Raw genomic sequence first — 16,708 nt, 5'->3', positions numbered from 1 at the left:
CGGTCGGCCCCTGTGGGTGCCGGAAATACTGGCCGTATCACCACGACCGCATGCTCCCCCAGAACGCTCTGCGGCTACCCGAGCTCTGGCAAACTCGAACCAGCAGGTCAGGCCAGGTGACATACTTTCCGGCACCCACAGGCCATGGAAGTCCTTTGCCCAGTGCACGGCCCGAGACCGGGACGACCACGACCTCGATCCTGAAATCCACCATCGCCAACTCCTTCGCCGCAGCGGATGCCGATCGGCACCCACCGACAACGATCCCGGGGCTGCCGTCCCGTTGCCCCAGGGACGAACCCTGGTGGCGACCCGGGCCCGGTGCCCGCCGGGGATCGACACCGGCTCGACGGAGGGTGACGACCGGGAACCTGGGCGCGGCCGATCCGGCGGCGTCGCTCCGGCAGGAGGCGTTCGAGGAGTCCAGCGTGGGTGGCTTTGATCGCGCGGGCGAGTCGGCCGGGGGGCAACGCCGCCTGGTCGGTGACCTGGCGGCGCACCACGCGCAGTGAGCGGGTTGAAGGAGATCCGGTCGGGGTCCCGGTCGGCTTGTCGTGCGGCCTGGTGCATCTTTCCGGCGCCATCCAGCACCGCGCCGGCATGCAGATCTCCAAGACGATCGTGGCCGTCGACAAGGACCCCGATGCCCCGATCTTCGACCTCGTCGACTACGGTGTCGTCGGCGACCTCTTCGACGTCGTCCCCCGGCTGACCGACGAGATCAAGACCCGCAACGGCTGATCCCGCCCAGGCGCTACCAGGCCCGCCGCCCTGGCCGCCGGCCGGGACGCCCGAATGGTCGCGTGCCCCTCGCAGGAAATCGCGGGGTTTGTCCCTGCTCAGCGCACGACCCGTACGGAGTTCTCCACCGTGTCCGGTCCCAACGCATCGTACGTCCGCGTCCGCGGCGCCCGCGAGCACAACCTCAAGGGCGTGGACGTCGACATTCCGCGCGACGTGCTGGCGGTGTTCACCGGCGTGTCCGGCTCCGGCAAGTCGTCGCTGGCGTTCGGCACGATCTACGCCGAGGCACAGCGCCGCTATTTCGAGTCGGTGGCGCCGTACGCCCGTCGTCTCATTCACCAGGTCGGCGCACCGAAGGTCGCTGAGATCACCGGCCTGCCGCCCGCCGTCGCGCTGCAGCAACGCCGCGCCGCGCCTACGTCCCGCTCGTCGGTCGGGACGATCACGAACCTGTCCAACTCCCTGCGGATGCTCTTCTCCCGCGCGGGCCACTACCCACCTGGCGCGGAGCGCCTCGACTCGGATGCCTTCTCCCCGAACACGGCGGCCGGGGCCTGTCCGGAGTGCCACGGGCTCGGCCGGGTGCACCACACGACCGAGGAAGCGCTGGTCCCGGACGACTCACTGTCCATCCGTGAGGGCGCCATCGCGGCGTGGCCCGGTGCGTGGCAGGGCAAGAACCTGCGCGACATCCTCGATGCGCTCGGATACGACGTGCGTCGGCCCTGGCGCGAACTACCCGCCGAACAGCGGGAGTGGATCCTGTTCACGGACGAGCAGCCGGTCGTGACGGTGCAATCGGTGCGGGAGGCCCATCGCATCCAACGGCCGTACCGGGGCACGTACATGAGCGCCCGGCGGTATGTGCTGAAGACGTTCTCGGACACCAAGAGCCCGACCCTGCGGGCGAAGGCGGAACGTTTCCTGGAGAGTGCGCCCTGCCCAGCGTGCGGCGGGAGCCGGCTGCGGCCCGAGGCACTGGCGGTGACCTACGCGGGCCACACGATCGCCGAGCTGGCCGCGCTGCCGCTGGCGGAACTGGCCGATCTGCCGGCGGGCACCTCTTCGACGGCACGTGTCCTCACCGACGATCTCAGGTCCCGTATCGAGCCGGTCCTCGAACTGGGACTCGGCTATCTCAGTCTGGACCGTGCGACGCCCACCCTGTCGGCGGGGGAGCTGCAACGGCTGCGGCTGGCCGCGCAGTTGCCATCCGGGCTGTTCGGCGTGGTGTACGTCCTCGACGAACCCTCCGCCGGACTGCACCCGGCGGACACCGAAGCCCTGCTCGCCGTGCTGGACCGTTTGAAGACCGCGGGCAATTCGGTTTTCGTGGTGGAGCACCACCTTGACGTGATGCGCGGCGCCGACTGGCTCGTGGACGTGGGGCCACTCGCCGGTGAGCACGGCGGCAGTGTGCTGCACAGCGGGCCGGTGGCGGGGCTGGCCGAGGTCGCGGAGTCGGTGACGGCTCGCTTCCTTTTCGGCCGTTCCCCCACACCGGCACGCCACGTCCGTTCCCCTCGGGGACAGGTGAAGGTCGGACCGGTGACCCGGCACAACATGCGCGGGGTGACGGCCGAATTCCCGCTGGGCGTCCTCACCGCGGTCACCGGGGTATCGGGATCCGGGAAATCCACGCTCATCGGTGAGATCAGCGAGGACTTGGCGGGCGTGGGACGGCTGGTGTCGGTCGACCAGAAGCCCATCGGCCGTACGCCTCGCTCCAACCTGGCGACGTATACGGGCCTCTTCGACGTCGTACGCAAGGTGTTCGCGGCCACGGACGGGGCGCGCGAACGTGGTTACGGTGTCGGGCGGTTCTCGTTCAACGTGGCGGGCGGGCGCTGCGAGACCTGCCAGGGCGAAGGCTTCGTGAGCGTGGAGCTGCTGTTCCTGCCGAGCACGTACACGCCCTGCCCGGAGTGCCGTGGCGCCCGTTACAACTCGCAGACACTACAGGTGAGCTACCGGGGGCGGACCATCGCGCAGGTGCTGGACCTGACGGTCGAGGCGGCTGCGGAGTTCTTCGAGGACGTTCCGGCGGCAGCCCGCAGTCTCGGCACCCTGCTCGAGATGGGCCTCGGCTATCTGCGTCTCGGACAGCCCGCGACCGAGCTCTCCGGCGGCGAGGCCCAGCGCATCAAACTGGCCAGTGAACTGCGTCACGGGCGCCGCAGCCACACCCTGTACGTCCTCGACGAGCCCACGACCGGCCTCCACCCCGCCGACGTGGAGGTGCTGATGCACCAGCTGAACGCCCTCGTCGACGCCGGGCACACCGTGGTGGTCGTCGAGCACGACATGGCCGTGGTCGCGGGCGCCGACTGGGTGATCGACTTGGGACCCGGCGGCGGTGACGCGGGCGGGCGGATCGCGGCGGCGGGAACGCCGACCGAGGTGGCCCGGGCGGAGGGGAGCGTGACCGGACCGTACCTGGCTCGGATGATCACGCCGGTAGACTGACAGCGGCCCGCCCGGTGACGTTCGCCTTCCGCCCCGTGCGGACGCGATTGCCGTCGTGCCCGCCCCATGCTTTCGCGGCAGGCCCGGGCAAGCCGCGCTCGGCACCCGTGATGAGGATGTGGTCGAGGGCTTCGCGTCGGATGCTGCCGATGATGCGTTCGCAGTGCGCGTTCATGCGGGGAGCCTGTGGCGCACTGTTGAGAATCTCCCTCCAATCGGCCCGAAAGACGGCGTCGAAGGCCTCGCCGTACTTGCCATCGCGGTCGCGCAGCAGGAAGCGCAGGGACTCGATGCGTATGCCAGGGCCGGCCGTGAGATTCCGCGCCTGCTGCACCGTCCGGTCCCGCGTCGGGCGGGCTGTGACCTTGGTGATGTGCAGTCGCCGGGTGCCGTGCTCGAGGAACATCAGCGCGTACAACCGCCTGCCGAGGGCGGTGTCGATGTGGAAGAAGTCTGCCGCGATGATCCCCTCGGCTTGCGTGGTCCGGAACTCGTGCCACTTGGGGCCTGAGTGACGTGGCGCGGGGGCGATGCCGGTCGCGTTGAGGATCTACCAGACCGTCGAAGCGGCGATCCGGTGTGCGAGTCGGGTCAACTCCCCTTGGATCCGCCGGTGTCCCCGACTCGGCTTCTCCCTGGCCAACCGCAGGACGAGCTTCTTGAACCGCTGCGGGGTGGGCGGGCGTCCGGTGCCACGGCGCGCGGTGTAGTCCCACTTCGCGGTGATGAACCTGCGGTGTCAGGCGAGCACGGTTCCGGGGGTGACAGGGAAGACCTTGAGCCAGTGGCGTCGGGGTATCAGCCCGGACAGGACGGCGAACAACTGGCGGCGCGGGACCGCGTTCCCGTGCCGCAGCACCAACAGTTCGGCGTCCTTCGCCGTCCCACGGCGGAGGAGTACCGATGGAACCGTCAGCAGCTTCCGGGTCACCTTGTACAACAAGGACACGATCATGCAAGGCATAATCTCAACGAACTGACCGCACCCCGCTCAGCTGCGGCGATGACTTTTCGAGCGGCACAGGTCGCCGGAGAGGACTGTAGCCGCCACGTGGAGCACGCCCAGCAGGCGCTGAAGGCATTCGGTCCGCTGCTGAAGCTCCACGAGGTCGACATCGACGACTACGCTGCGGTGGTTCTGCCCGGTGGTCACGGCCCGGTCGTCGACCTCTTCGATGACGCCCACCTGGGCGGGCTGCTGGCTCAGGCGGACAAGGGCGGCAAGCTCATCGGTGCTGTCTGCCACGGTCCGGCCGCACTGCTGAGCGCCAAGGACGCGGAAGGCAACTGGCTCTTCGCCGGCCGCAGGATGACGGCGTTCACCGACGAGGAGGAGCAGCTGTTCGGCACCGCCGAAGGAGCCCCGTGGCTGCTCGCCTCCCGCCTGCGGGAGATGGGCGCGATCCACACCGGTGGTACGGCCTACCAGCAGCACAACGTCACCGACGGCAACCTGTTCACCGGCCAGAATCCCGCCTCCAGCGCCAAGATGGCCGAGGACATGATCGCCGCGCTCCGCTGACACAGCTCCGCATCAGCCGTCCGCACCTCGCACCATCTGAGCTGCCCGGACACACGAGTGCGCCCTTGCCCCCGCGAGGGCCCATTCTTCAAGCGTCACTGGCGGAATCACCCTCTCGATTCCAGAAAGAAGCGTCCCATGGAAACAACCGCACCGCATGACGTCATCGGTCGTGTGGAGAAGGGGCTGCTCATCGCCGGCCAGTGGCGGCCGGCAGCGGGAGACCCGAAGTTCGCGGTGGAGGACCCCGCGACGGGCCAGACGCTGTGCGAGGTGGCTGACGTCTCACCGGTCGATGCGGCAGCCGCCCTCGATGCCGCGCATGCGGCGCAGTCCGCATGGGCTTGCGTTCCGCCGCGTCGCCGCGGGCAGATACTGCGCCAGGCTCACGACCTCCTGCTGGAGCGCAAGGAGGAGTTCGCGCTGCTGATCACCCGAGCAGGCACCTGCTGATAACACCGTGGAACGCACCACTGGCCATGCCCGCGCGCAAGATCGGACCGGCGGTGGCGGCCGGCCGCACCATGATCGTCAAACCCGCCCCGCAGACACCGCTCACGACGGCCGCACTCGCCGGTGTGCTCACCGACGCGGGCCTGCCCGACGGCGTCCTCAACGTCATCCCCACCACCCGTGCCGCCGCTGTCACCGAGCCCCTTTTCCAGGACCGCAGGCTGCGCAAACTGTCCTTCACCGGGTCCACGCCCGCCCGAGCGATCTCCTGGAGCACCTGGTCAGAGGGGTTCCGCTCGCGGCCCTACTCAAGCCGGATGTAGTAGTCAGTGCCCCCCGGCGAGCAATGCCACTTCGTCCCGCCGCAAACCGGGAACTCGGCGGGAACCGCCGTCAGGGAACCCGACATCCCGCGGCAACGTCATCACACGGCGGGCGCGCAGATAGTCGCCGAGTTGGTTCTCGCTTTCACAACGGGAAGGCTGGTCCGGAGGACGAACCTGTGGGTGGGTGCGATGGTCCCACCCACAGATCGGGCCTGTCCAGGAGTGCCTCCTCGCGGTGGCGCGCGACGCCACAGTCCCCACGTCAGCCCAGGTCAGGACGGCGGTGACGGATGGGGCTGATCGTCTCCAAAGCTGCGCCCAAGCGCAGGACGCTCGCCTCGTCATACCAGCGCGAGACGAGCTGAACACCGATCGGCAGACCGTCGGTGGTGGTCCCGAACGGCAACGACAGGGCGGGCAGGCCGGTGAGATTGAACGGAACGGTCGCGCGCATGATGCCGCGCGCCGGAACGGTCACGTCTCCGACGCGGAACGTCGACTGGGCATGCGGTGGGGCGGGGACGGGGCACACCGGGCACAGCAGCACGTCGTAGCGCTCGAAGTATGCGGCGAACAGCGAGCTGAGCGCGTCGACCTGCTGCTGTGCGGTGACGTAGTCGGCGGGTGCCACCTCCGGGGCGCTGATCGTCCGCCGGATGACGGGGTGTACTTCGGACTCGCGGTCGGCAACCACCTGCCGGAAGTACGGCGCCACCTCGGCGGTGTACAGCACCGCGCTCAACTCGGTCGCGTCGATCGCCTCCAGCCCGGCCGGCGGTGCGGGGTCGACCGCACAGCCCAGCTCCCGCAACGCGTCGGCGGCGGCTGTGACGGTGGCCATCACCTCGTGGTCCACCGGGCCGAACGCGGGCTCGCCCGCCCAGCCCACCCGCAACCCGGCCAGGGCCCGCGGCCCCTCCGCGTGTGGCGGCGAGTGCCGTACGTGACCGTCGACACCGTCGGGCCCGGCGAGAATCCGAAACGCGGTGGCGATGTCCCGCACACTGCGCGCCATCGGGCCGACGTGCCAGTAGCGGCTGGGAACCCGGGGCCAGTGCCCCGTGATCGGTACCCGGCCCCTGGTCGCCTTGAGGGCGAGAATGCCGGTGTCGTGGGCCGGGCCGCGCACGGAGATGGCCACGTCACTGCCCAGTCCCAGCGGCGACATCCCGGCGGCGATGGCGGCTGACTCACCGCCACTGGAGCCACCCGGAGTCCGCTCGCCGTTCCACGGATTGCGGGACCTGCCGACGATCAGGTTGTCGGTCTCGGTCCAGTAGGAGAACTCGGGCAGGTTCGTCTTGGCCAGAGGAATGCCACCGGCCGCCCGTAGCCGGGCCACCGCGGTGGCGTCCGCCACCGGGACATGGTCCCGGAACAGTGCCGAGCCGCGCGTGGTCACCGCTTCCGCCACGTCCAGCGAGTCCTTGACGGTGAACGGCACACCGTGCAACGGACCCACCGCGTCGCCGGCCGCCATGGTCTCGTCCGCGGCGCGTGCCGCGGCGAGCCCCTGCTCGCCAAGGACCGTCACCACGGCGTTGACCTGCGGATTGACTGCCTCCATGCGAGCCAGGAAGACCCGCACCACCTCCACCGCGGAGACCTGCCGCGTGGCAATCAGCTCCGCCAACGCGGTCGCGTCCAGATAACAGATGTCGCTTTCGGACATCTACCTGCCCCTTCCACCAGCCGCCAAGATCAAGGTACCCGCAGGATGGCCGGTCGCGGCCGTTTCGGCACCGGTCGGGGAGTTCAGCTCTCCAGGCGGGCGGCTCGGGCCTTCAGGTCCTCCGCGAAACCATCCCAGTCGGGTCCGAAAGAGAGCAGGTCCGAGACAGGCTGCGGCACCTCCTGCTGCTGGTCCGGCCCGACACGGTGTTGCGCTGGCATCGTGAACTGCTCAGGCGACGCCAGGCCGCGACTCGGCGGAGCACTCCACGAGTACCAGCACGCGGCCTGAGCTGCGTGGATGATTTATCGGCACCCGCACTGCTGTCGCGCTTATGTCCCACTGGTCACAGCTGCCGGCGGCATGGCTGACAGCCGTCCAGGACGTGTCGCAGAACCGCGTCACCAGGCCGACGATCGCACCCTCCCGCTCCTCTTCCTGCGCCATAGGAGGGCACCGGCGCCGTCGGCCATCACCGCCGTGGTCGTGGACGTGGTCACTGGTGTGAGCAACCCTGGATACGATGTCGGGCGGGTATCCGTTGACTCCGAAGGTGCCCGAAGACGGTCGGCTCGTAGAACCAGCCCGTGGCCGGGCTGTCCGGGCGGCGGCCCCGGTCGCCAGCCTGGCCCCCTCCGCAACGCCCAAAGCCACGTGCTGTTCCACCTTCTCGCGCCGGCGGGCGCTCATCAGCGGTCCGGTCGTGGTCGCCGGGCCCAGGGGATCGCCGATCACCTGCTGCTGCGTGATCTCGACGAGACCGTCGAGGATCCGGTCGTAGCGGCCGGGCCCGGTGTTGAGGAACGACAGGAACGCCGGCCCCTGCAGGGTGTGTTCCAGGTTGGCGTCGTTGAGGACGATCGCCGCGGATTTGCCGCCGAGTTCGAGGTTGGCCGGGATGAGGCGTTCGCCGCACTCGGCACCGATGAGGCGGCCGGTGGAGGTGGCGCCCGTGAAGGCGACCTTGTCGATGCCGGCCGACAGCCCGGCCTCCTGCGCGATCCGGACCAGCAGGGCGCCGCTCAGCGAGGTCTCCACCGAGGGCTTGAAGACGACAGTGCAGCCTGCCGCCAACGCCGGTGCGATCTTGGTGATGGCGAGAAACACCGGGTAGTTCCACGGCGGGATGACAGCCGCCACGCCGATCGGCTCACGCCGTACGACGGTCCGGCTGCCGGGCCCGACGGAGATGCGGGTCTCCTCCTGTTCCAGCCCACGGGACAGGCCCGCGTAGTAGCGGAGGACCATCGCCGGGGCGTCGACATTGTTCATCAGGGAGAAACCGGGTCCAGCAGGGTGACGTCTCGGTGTTGGTGGCGGTCTTCCACGTGCCGTCGGCGTGGATCTGGGCCAGATGGCGCACGGGCAGGGGGAGGGCGGTGCGGCTCATGGCAGGACTCCGTATGTTGGGGCGGTCATCATCCGGGCGGGTGTGGCCATCGAGGTCGAAGGTGGTCACAGTTGCCTTCCAGTACTTGGTTGTCGCCAAGGACTGGTCGATGCGGCCGGGACTCGACGGGGATCGGGTCGTCGGCGCCGCCGGTGAGCTGGTGCGCGGCGCTCGACATCGGTCGCGTCACACGGGTGCCCCAGGCGGTCCTCATCAGGTTGATCGGGGTGAGGCCGCCCTTCATGGCGGGCGTCGTTGAGGTTCTGCACCAACTGGAGAAGCTCCGTTGGTTGAGTGCAGGCGAACAATCCAAGCCAACATCTTGATTGAAGATTGACCTGGCAGAGTGGGAGGAGCTAGCCTCAAGAAAAATATGTCAGGCCTGAGGTGTAAAGAAATAAGATACGCCAAAAAATAATGTGGTCGTGCCATGTCTCTCTTCTCCTCTGCCGCGACTCTGACCTGTCAACGGCTACAGAGAATTATCCCTGCTGCTGAGCCGTCCTGGTCTGTGGTTTTCCTCTTGAGAGCGCATCATGGATGTGCGGATGATGTGGCCTCGAATTCTTCCATCAGTAGATCTCTCAATCGTATCCGCAGGGTCCGGGAGTTCACCGGCAACCTTCACAGGATGCCGAGCGGCCTGACGGCGCTGACAAAGTCGTGACAGTGTTGCCACGACAAGGCTCAAACCCGCCTTCGGTCAGCCGTGACTTAAAGGGCCAAAGGTGGCGTAGCCGGGTTGCGCGCCCGGGCGTTCCACCCGGATCCGGGTGCCCGGCTGGGCGTCAGGGGAAGTCGGCAGGGGTAAATCGCCGAGGAAGTCTCCGTACGCCGGCGACGGATGCGTGCCGAGGTCGATTTCTGTGCGGTCCGGCGGCAGTAGCCACACGTGCCACTCGTCGCACTCCAGTGCCGGCACCGCCACGCCCTGGGTCCAGGGCGTGGCGGTGCCGGCGGGCTGCCCGAAGCTGATCAGCTCGCCGGCTGACTTGTCCACATCGGGCGTCGAGAAGCTGCCGGCGAAGTCGGCGAGGGCCGCCTGGCCCGCCGAGCAGAGTGTCAGCCCGAATTCACCGCCGGCTTCCAGGGCTGCGCGCGTGTCGGCACGCGGACTGTGCGCAACGGATACGTAGAGAGGGGTTCTTGTTGACGTAGTAGGACCACTCAGCCGACATGATGTTGACGCCTCGTTGGTCAAGAGTGGTTATGAGGCCGACAGTTGAAGTCAGTTTCTTCCATGCCTGGCCGGAGTCCATCCTGATGCCAGTGATAGCTTATCGCTGGCCCGGTTGGAGAAGCAACCGTCTTTGCGTCGCGAGAATGCGTTTTTGGAAAGTGTGCGTTCGTGTCGCCATTGTGCACCTCGTAACGGAAGTGTGTCCGTGATCAATTAATCTTCCGATGCCGTTCACGTTCCTCCACTGGCTGTCGATTGCGGCAAGAGATCTTGGAATATGGCGCGTCAGGGTGGCAAGAAACGCACGGTCAGACGGGATTGTTCGAAATCCGCTAGGCGGGGTACGTGTCATTGGGCCGCGATCATCGCGTGCCGCGAACCCGATGTCAGAGGGTCGGTCCGTCATGATCGCATCGACGAGACAGGAGGAAGTGTTGATCGACCAAGAAGTGAGATTACTGGTCGTTGCGGATTGCGAAGGTGCAGAGGTGATGGTCAAGGACCTTGAACGCCACGGTTTCGGTACCGAAGCGGCTGAGACGGGTGTACAGGCAATGGCTACCGCCCACGACTTCGACGTCGTTCTCATTGATCTCGACCTCAAGGATTTCGACGGACTCACGCTGTGCAAGAGGATCCGCGAGGCCAGTCACGTCCCGATGATCGGTTTCTCCAAGGACGAGCTCGACCGGGTGCTCGCTCTGGAAATAGGGTGTGACGACTGCATTACGAAGCCTTATCCCAGTCGCGAGCTCATGGCGCGTCTTGAAGCACTGCTGCGGAGAGTGCGGGCCAAACCCCAACCGTTACTGGTCGCTGACCAACTGGAGATCGATCCCAACCTGCGTGAGGTCCGGGTCGGTGGCGAACTCATCGCACTGACCCGCACGGAGTTCGAGATCCTCCACCTTCTCGCGGGCGAGCCGGGGAAGATCTTCTCCCGGTCCGAGCTGCTGCGGCGCGTGTGGGCCTACGACAACACGGACCCGGAAGTGACGTCGCTGGCCAGCCGGACGATAGACACGCACCTGAGCAGCATCCGCAAGAAGCTCGGTTCTGCGCAGTGGATCGTCACGGTGCGCGGGATCGGCTTCAGATTCTGCAATGAGATGATATCGGGTGAGTTGAGAACAGGTGACTAGAAGACCCTTTTCGGGGTCGTGCAGTGGTCCCGGGCGGTGCCGTGGCGACGGGGTCAGACGGTTTCGTACAGCGCGTCGGCGGTGGCCGTGGAGGTGATGCCGGCGACGGGCCCCTGATAGAGGATCTGCCCGCCGTGCTTCCCGGGACCGGGGCCGAGGTCGATGATCCAGTCGGCCCGTCGGATGACGTCGAGGTTGTGCTCGATCAGCACGACGGTGTGCCCGTGGTCCACCAGGCTGTCGAGGTGGCTCAGCAGGGTGTCGATGTCGCGTAGGTGCAGGCCGGTAGTGGGCTCGTCGAGGATGTAGAGGGTCGGCCCGGTGGAGTCCCGGAGCTCCTTGGCGATCTTCACGCGCTGGCATTCACCTCCGGAGAGAGACGTGAGGGGCTGGCCGAGCCGCAGATAGCCCAGGCCGACCTCGTCGAGGTGGCGCAGCGCCTTCGTGACCGTGCGATCGGAGAGCCGGTCGATGGCGTCGGTGATCGTGAGGTCGTCGATGTCGGCGATGGACAGCCCGTCGACCCGGTACTTCAGGACCTCGGGCGTGAACCGGCGCCCCTGGCAGGTCTCGCAGACCGTCTCCTGATCCTCCATGAACGCCAGGTCGGTGGTGACGAACCCGAGGCCCTTGCACTCGGGGCAGGCGCCATCGGAGTTGGCGCTGAACAGGCCGGCTGGGACCTGGTTGTGGCGTGCGAAAACCTTACGGATGGGGGTCGCGATCCCGGTGTAGGTGATGGGGGTCGAACGGCGGTTGGTGCTGACCTGCTTCTGGTCGATCACGACCGCGTCGTGCTGGGCGACGAGTTCGCTCGCGAGACTGGATTTCCCGGAGCCGGCCACGCCGGTGAGCACGGTTGTCACACCCATCGGAATGTCCACGGTCACGTTCTTGAGGTTGTTGCGCGTGGCGTCGGCCACGGTGATGTGTCCCCGCGGCGTCCGGGGATCGTCCTTGACGCGGCGGCGCTGTGACAGCGCCGCCGCCGTGGCGGTGCCGGCCGTGCGGAGGCCACGGAAGCTGCCCTGGTAGACGAGCGTTCCGCCGTGTGCGCCCGCGAGGGGCCCGACCTCGATGATCTGGTCGGCGATGGCCATGACGGCGGGGTCGTGCTCGACCACGAGGACGCTGTTGCCCTTGTCCCGGAGCTGCTTGAGCAGCTCGGTCATGGAGGCGATGTCGTGGGGGTGCAGTCCGACGGTGGGTTCGTCGAATACGTAGAGCATCTCGGTGAGGCTGCTGCCCAGGTGCTTGACGGTCTTGATCCGCTGGGACTCGCCCCCCGAGAGCGTCGTGGTGGCGCGGCCGAGGTGGAGGTAGCCGAGCCCGATGGTGATCATCGCCTGGAGCCGTTCCGTCAGCGCGGCCACCACCGGTGCCACGGTTGCGTCGGTCACGCCCGTCACCAGCTCCGCGAGCTCATCGACCTCCATCCGCGCCATCTCGCCGATGGTGTGGTCGAGCACCGTGGCCGCCCGGCTCGCCTTGTTGAGGCGGTCCCCGCAGCAGTCCGGGCACACCTCGGAACGGGTGAACTTGGCGAGGGCTTCCTTCTTGCGGTCGTTCATGTCGTCGGAGGTACGCAGGTAGATGCGCTCGAACCGCTCGACGATGCCCTGGTAGCCCTTCGGAAGCCGGTTCGCCAGCGACCCGGCGGACCCGATGCCGTACAGCAGCGCGTCCCGCTCGGTCCGGCTCCAGTGGCGCAGCGGCTTGTCGACGTCGAAGACGCCGATGTCGGCGAAGTTCGTGTACCAGTAACCGCTGACGGCGAACCCGGGCAGCAGGACGGCGCCCTCGCTCAGCGACCTGTCCAGGTCGATGAAACGGTCGACGGCGCTGGCCACGACCTCGCCGATGCCCGAGCAGGTGGGGCACATGCCGGCCGGGTCGTTGAAGGAGAAGTGGCTGGACTCGCCGACGTGCGGTGTGCTCACCCGGGAGAACAGCAGCCGGAGGTAGGTCCAGGTGTCCGTGATCGTGCCGACCGTGGAGCGGGCGTTCCCGCCCAGACGCCGCTGGTCGATCACCACCACCGGGGAGAGCCCCTCGATCTCGCCGACCTCGGGGCGGGGCCACTTCGGCAGCCGGTTGCGGATGTAGGGCGGGAACGTCTCGTGCAGCTGGTAGCCCGCCTCCGCCGCGATCGTGTCGAACACCAGCGACGACTTGCCCGAGCCCGACACGCCGACGAAGACCACGACTTGTGAGCGGGGCACGTCCACGTCGAGGTCTTGCAGGTTGTGGGTACGGGCTCGCCTGATCTGGATCGCTCGTTTGGACATATTCAGGACCGTACCGTGAGATGTGGACGGAAAGTGGCCGCGACTGTCTGCGACGATGCGGTCATGGCCGATGTCATGCAACGCATCCTCGCTCTGCTGGTGGTGCTGCAGTCGGGCAAGACGTTCACGGGTGAGGAGCTGGCGGCCCGGCTGCACGTCCCCCCGCGCACCCTGCGGCGCGACATCAACCGGCTCCGCGGCTACGGATACCCGGTCGAGACGCAGCCGGGCCCGGGCGGCTACTACCGGCTCACGGCCGGGCGGACCATGCCCCCGCTGCTGCTCGACGACGACGAGGCCATCGCGACCCTCCTGGGCCTGGCCGCCCTCGGCGCGACCGGCAACGCGCGCGAGGGCAGCGTCGACGACGCGGCGATCCGCGCCTACGGCAAGGTCGATCAGTACCTGCCCAAGCGGCTGCGCCCCCGCGTGGCCGCGCTGCGCACCAGCCTGGAGACGACGCCGACGCCGACGCCGAGCATCAGCGCGGAGACGATGAGCACGCTCGCCGAAGCGATCACGCACGAGCGCGTCGTGACGTTCCACTACGTCGACGCGAACGGGACGGCCACCTCGCGCAGGGTCGAGCCCTATCGCCAGATCCACCTGCTCCTGAGGTGGTACCTGCTGGGATGGGACACGGACAAGGAGGACTGGCGTGTGTTCCGCATCGACCGCGTCAGTGAACTCCAGGCGCAGAGCAGGACGTTCGCACCGCACGCGCTGCCCGCGGGGACCGGCGTCGACTACCTCCGCCAGGGCATCAACAGAAACCGGCAGCGTGTGGTGGTGACGATCGACGCCCCGATGACGGAGGTGGCGGACGCGTTCGCGCATGAGGACATCGACCTCACGGCGGCCGCCGGAGGCGGGACCCATGCCGTCCTCATGCTCGACTCCTGGCAGTGGCTCCTGCCGCGTCTCGCCTTCCTCGACGCCGACTTCCGCGTCGAGGAGCCCGCGGAGTTCCGCGAGGTGCTGCGGCGGTTCGGCGCCCGCCTCGGCCGTGCGTGACCGGCCCGCCGTCCCGGCGGCGCGCGACATCACGAGCCCGACAGTTCGAGGAGAACCCGGACGGCGGACTCCAGCGCGTAGTTCATGGACCCGCCATTGGGCTCGTAGGAGGTGTGCTCGCCGGCGAAGTGGATCCGTCCCTCCGGGCGCCGTGCGTGCTCCATCACCGCGTGGTGGCCCAGCTCCGGGAGCACGTACGCACCCCCTATGTACCGCTCGTTGTCCCAGGAGAAGGACGTGCCGAGCTCGAAGTTCGCGCGCGTGCCGGGGAGAAGCGGCTCGACCTCGTCCAGCGCGAAATCGACGCGCTCCTCCGGGCCCATGCTCGCCACCGCCTGAGCGGACCAACCACTGAACCAGCACTCGAGAATCTTCCGTCCCGCCGGCCGCCGCGGCATGGCGTCACGCACGGTGTGGACCGGGCCGTCGGTGGACAGCATCAGCTGCTTCTCCGGCCAGAACTGCCTGCGCATCTGAAGGAAGACGCGAGTGGCCGACACGTACCGCATCCGGCGCATGGCCGCGTGCTTCTCCGGGGACAGCCGGGCCATCCCCAGGTTGATGTGGCGTATGCTCGCGAAGGGCGCGGTGACGATGACGCGGTCCGCGGTGAGCGTCTGGAGCCGGTTGCGGTCGAGGAAGGTCACCCGCGCCTCGTGGTCGTCCTGCGCGATCCGCATCACGGGCGCCCGGTAGAGGACATGATCCGCGACCCTGTCGGCCAGGGCCCGGGCCAGCATGTCCGTACCGCCCTTGATCTTGCGCCAATCGGCACCCGGCGCCGACAGGGACCAGGGGCCCGACTCGTAGCGTGCCCACGCCATGGCCGACGCGGTCCCCAGCTCGTTCCCGCGCATCTCCAGGAAGTACGGCTCGATCAGGCTGATCGCGGCGGCGGAGGCGCCCCGGGCCTGGAGCACCTCGCGCACCGAGAGTTGGTCGAGCTCCAGCAGCCGCGGCGACGGGCTCCAGACCGGCGCCAGGACCTCCGGGCCGATGTCCTTGTTCGGCTTTGTGACGTACCTGGCCACCATCTCCTCGATGGTCAGGTCCCGCTCGTCCGGGTGCAGGCCCAGGAGGGCGGCGTGGTCCGCCGTCTGGTCCGGCCGGATGCGCGTGCCGTCGCGGTAGTACGAGAAGTCCGTGCCGACGAGGTCGCTCGGTTCGGTCTCGACCCCCATCTCGCGCAGATAGTGCACGGTGTAGTCGTCGCACTGGTTCGTCACCGTCATCGCGCCGGCCTCGGCTTGGAGACCGTCGGCGAACGGGGCGCGCAGGGTCCTGGTCCGGCCACCCGGATGGCCGGACGCCTCCAGCACCGTGACGCGCGTGCCCTGCTTGGTCAGCTCGTACGCGGCGCCGAGGCCGGCCAGACCCGCCCCCACGATGACGACGTGACCGCTCGGCGCCACGGCCGTCGGCACCGGCGTCGGCGCCGCGCCGGGATTCGACGAAGCCGTACACCGACACCTCGGCGAGGTGACCGGGCTACCGGTACGCGCCCACCCCGCCCCCTTGGCCCAGTTACAGCACGGTGACCACCTGAGCACTGCTGCGACGATCAGGAACGCTGCTGTCCAGCTCGCGAAGATCGCCCAGGACTTCCGGTTGCTGGCCTCGGGCCCGCGCGGCGGCTTCGGCGAGTTGGTGCTACCAGCCCTCCAAGACGGCTCCTCGATCATGCCCGGCAAGGTCAACCCCGCCGTCCCCGAGACCGTGATCCAGATCGGCTTCCAGGTCCGCGGCAACGACCAAGCGGTCACAGCCACCATGGCCGCCGCTGATCCGGACCTCAACGTCTGGGAGACCGTCATCGCCGCCAACCTTCTGGACTCCTGCGGCCTGCTCACCGCCGCCGCCCGTCTGCTCACCGACCGCTGCGTGCACGGCATGCGCCCTGACCACCTCATGGAACCAGAACGCTCCCTGGGCCTGTCCGCAATCGTCGCCGCCTTCTACGGCCACGAAGCCGGCGCCCGGGTCGCCCACCTCGCAGCAGCCACCGGCCGGACAATCGAAGAGGCAACGGTCGAACTCAACATCGCCGACCCAGCGACCGCGCACATCCTGTGCGATCCCGAACTCCTCACGAGCCCCGCCCCGGACCGGACACTCCTCGACCGTGCGCTCGACCAGCTGACCGAGCGCATCAGACAGCAAGCCCAGGGTGCCGAGCAGGAAATCGCCGCGATGCTTCACGGCACCCCCGCCGACGGCACCGCCTTCGGCCTGCTGCACAAACTGTTCGGTGCGGCTCCCGGGCCCCGCCGCACCGCCCTGGCACACGCCTGCTTCGTCTGGGCCCAAAGCTTCGAGGGCATGCCGGCCCCGACTCCGAACGGCAGGAGGGAGGAGACCGGGCTCGACATCCTCGCCGAAGTCGCCCGCGTCCGGCTCCGCCCTCACTGGATCAAGGACCGCTATCCGACCTTGCTCGCCGCACAAGAACTCGCGGCCCTCCTCGCCAACTGCATGACCTCTCGGACCGGGATGGGGCTGACACAAGAATGA

The 16,708-nt window shown here is 68.2% G+C and carries 10 protein-coding genes and 5 pseudogenes; 8 read left to right on the top strand and 7 right to left on the bottom strand.

Annotated features, from left to right (window positions below; all coding sequences use genetic code 11):
• The first annotated feature begins 356 nt into the window (after nucleotides 1-356).
• From ACFZCY_RS18065 to ACFZCY_RS18055, 3 genes and pseudogenes are all read left to right on the top strand, one after another.
• On the top strand, nucleotides 357-512 hold the full coding sequence (locus ACFZCY_RS18065) for a hypothetical protein (protein ID WP_391174239.1): 156 nt from the start codon (nucleotides 357-359) through the stop codon (nucleotides 510-512).
• Nucleotides 513-570: 58 nt separating this feature from the next.
• Nucleotides 571-741, top strand: a pseudogene (locus ACFZCY_RS18060) (electron transfer flavoprotein subunit alpha/FixB family protein); the annotation flags it as partial.
• Between the two features lie 129 nt (nucleotides 742-870).
• Nucleotides 871-3,210 (top strand): ATP-binding cassette domain-containing protein, encoded by a 2,340-nt coding sequence (locus tag ACFZCY_RS18055; RefSeq protein ID WP_391174236.1) that lies wholly within the window; start codon nucleotides 871-873, stop codon nucleotides 3,208-3,210.
• On the opposite strand, the pseudogene ACFZCY_RS18050 reads toward ACFZCY_RS18055, so the two are convergent.
• Nucleotides 3,194-4,165 (bottom strand): annotated as a pseudogene (locus ACFZCY_RS18050) (integrase). The gene ACFZCY_RS18055 and the pseudogene ACFZCY_RS18050 overlap by 17 nt on opposite strands.
• Nucleotides 4,166-4,261: 96 nt before the next feature.
• Between ACFZCY_RS18050 and ACFZCY_RS18045 the strand changes: the two are divergent.
• Together ACFZCY_RS18045 and ACFZCY_RS18040 are read left to right on the top strand one after the other, a co-directional pair.
• Entirely contained in the window at nucleotides 4,262-4,732 is a 471-nt protein-coding gene (locus ACFZCY_RS18045) for a DJ-1/PfpI family protein (protein ID WP_391174232.1), read from the top strand.
• 138 nt (nucleotides 4,733-4,870) lie between these two features.
• A pseudogene (locus tag ACFZCY_RS18040) lies at nucleotides 4,871-5,436 on the top strand (aldehyde dehydrogenase family protein); the annotation flags it as partial.
• A 56-nt stretch (nucleotides 5,437-5,492) separates the two neighbouring features.
• Here the strand turns inward: ACFZCY_RS18040 and ACFZCY_RS18035 are convergent.
• The 4 genes and pseudogenes from ACFZCY_RS18035 to ACFZCY_RS18020 form a co-directional block, all read right to left on the bottom strand.
• Nucleotides 5,493-5,610 (bottom strand): annotated as a pseudogene (locus ACFZCY_RS18035) (transcriptional regulator); the annotation flags it as partial.
• A 163-nt stretch (nucleotides 5,611-5,773) separates the two neighbouring features.
• The gene (locus tag ACFZCY_RS18030) at nucleotides 5,774-7,183 is read right to left on the bottom strand and encodes an amidase family protein (protein WP_391174230.1); all 1,410 of its coding nucleotides are present in this window, start codon (nucleotides 7,181-7,183) and stop codon (nucleotides 5,774-5,776) included.
• A gap of 231 nt (nucleotides 7,184-7,414) precedes the next feature.
• Nucleotides 7,415-8,455: an aldehyde dehydrogenase family protein gene (locus tag ACFZCY_RS18025; protein WP_391174227.1), complete on the bottom strand. Its 1,041-nt coding sequence runs from the start codon at nucleotides 8,453-8,455 to the stop codon at nucleotides 7,415-7,417.
• A gap of 821 nt (nucleotides 8,456-9,276) precedes the next feature.
• Nucleotides 9,277-9,774, bottom strand: a complete 498-nt coding sequence (locus ACFZCY_RS18020) for a hypothetical protein (RefSeq protein WP_391174224.1) — start codon at nucleotides 9,772-9,774, stop codon at nucleotides 9,277-9,279.
• Nucleotides 9,775-10,157: 383 nt separating this feature from the next.
• Here ACFZCY_RS18020 and ACFZCY_RS18015 point away from each other — a divergent pair, with 383 nt between their 5' ends.
• Entirely contained in the window at nucleotides 10,158-10,895 is a 738-nt protein-coding gene (locus tag ACFZCY_RS18015; RefSeq protein WP_391174222.1) for a winged helix-turn-helix domain-containing protein, read from the top strand.
• A 53-nt stretch (nucleotides 10,896-10,948) separates the two neighbouring features.
• Here the strand turns inward: ACFZCY_RS18015 and ACFZCY_RS18010 are convergent, their stop codons facing one another.
• The gene (locus ACFZCY_RS18010) at nucleotides 10,949-13,183 is read right to left on the bottom strand and encodes an ATP-binding cassette domain-containing protein (RefSeq protein WP_391174220.1); all 2,235 of its coding nucleotides are present in this window, start codon (nucleotides 13,181-13,183) and stop codon (nucleotides 10,949-10,951) included.
• 63 nt (nucleotides 13,184-13,246) lie between these two features.
• On the opposite strand from ACFZCY_RS18010, the gene ACFZCY_RS18005 reads away from it, so the two are divergent.
• Complete coding sequence (locus tag ACFZCY_RS18005; protein WP_391174218.1) at nucleotides 13,247-14,197, top strand: WYL domain-containing protein; 951 nt, start codon at nucleotides 13,247-13,249, stop codon at nucleotides 14,195-14,197.
• 29 nt (nucleotides 14,198-14,226) lie between these two features.
• Here the strand turns inward: ACFZCY_RS18005 and ACFZCY_RS18000 are convergent, their stop codons facing one another.
• A complete protein-coding gene (locus ACFZCY_RS18000) occupies nucleotides 14,227-15,609 on the bottom strand; it encodes an FAD-dependent oxidoreductase (protein WP_391174215.1) in 1,383 nt (460 codons plus the stop codon).
• A 49-nt stretch (nucleotides 15,610-15,658) separates the two neighbouring features.
• On the opposite strand from ACFZCY_RS18000, the pseudogene ACFZCY_RS17995 reads away from it, so the two are divergent.
• Nucleotides 15,659-16,708 (top strand): annotated as a pseudogene (locus tag ACFZCY_RS17995) (lyase family protein); the annotation flags it as partial.

This window comes from Streptomyces sp. NPDC007983 (assembly GCF_042958345.1).
GTDB lineage: Bacteria > Actinomycetota > Actinomycetes > Streptomycetales > Streptomycetaceae > Streptomyces.
This window is presented reverse-complemented; position numbering and strand designations above follow the sequence as displayed.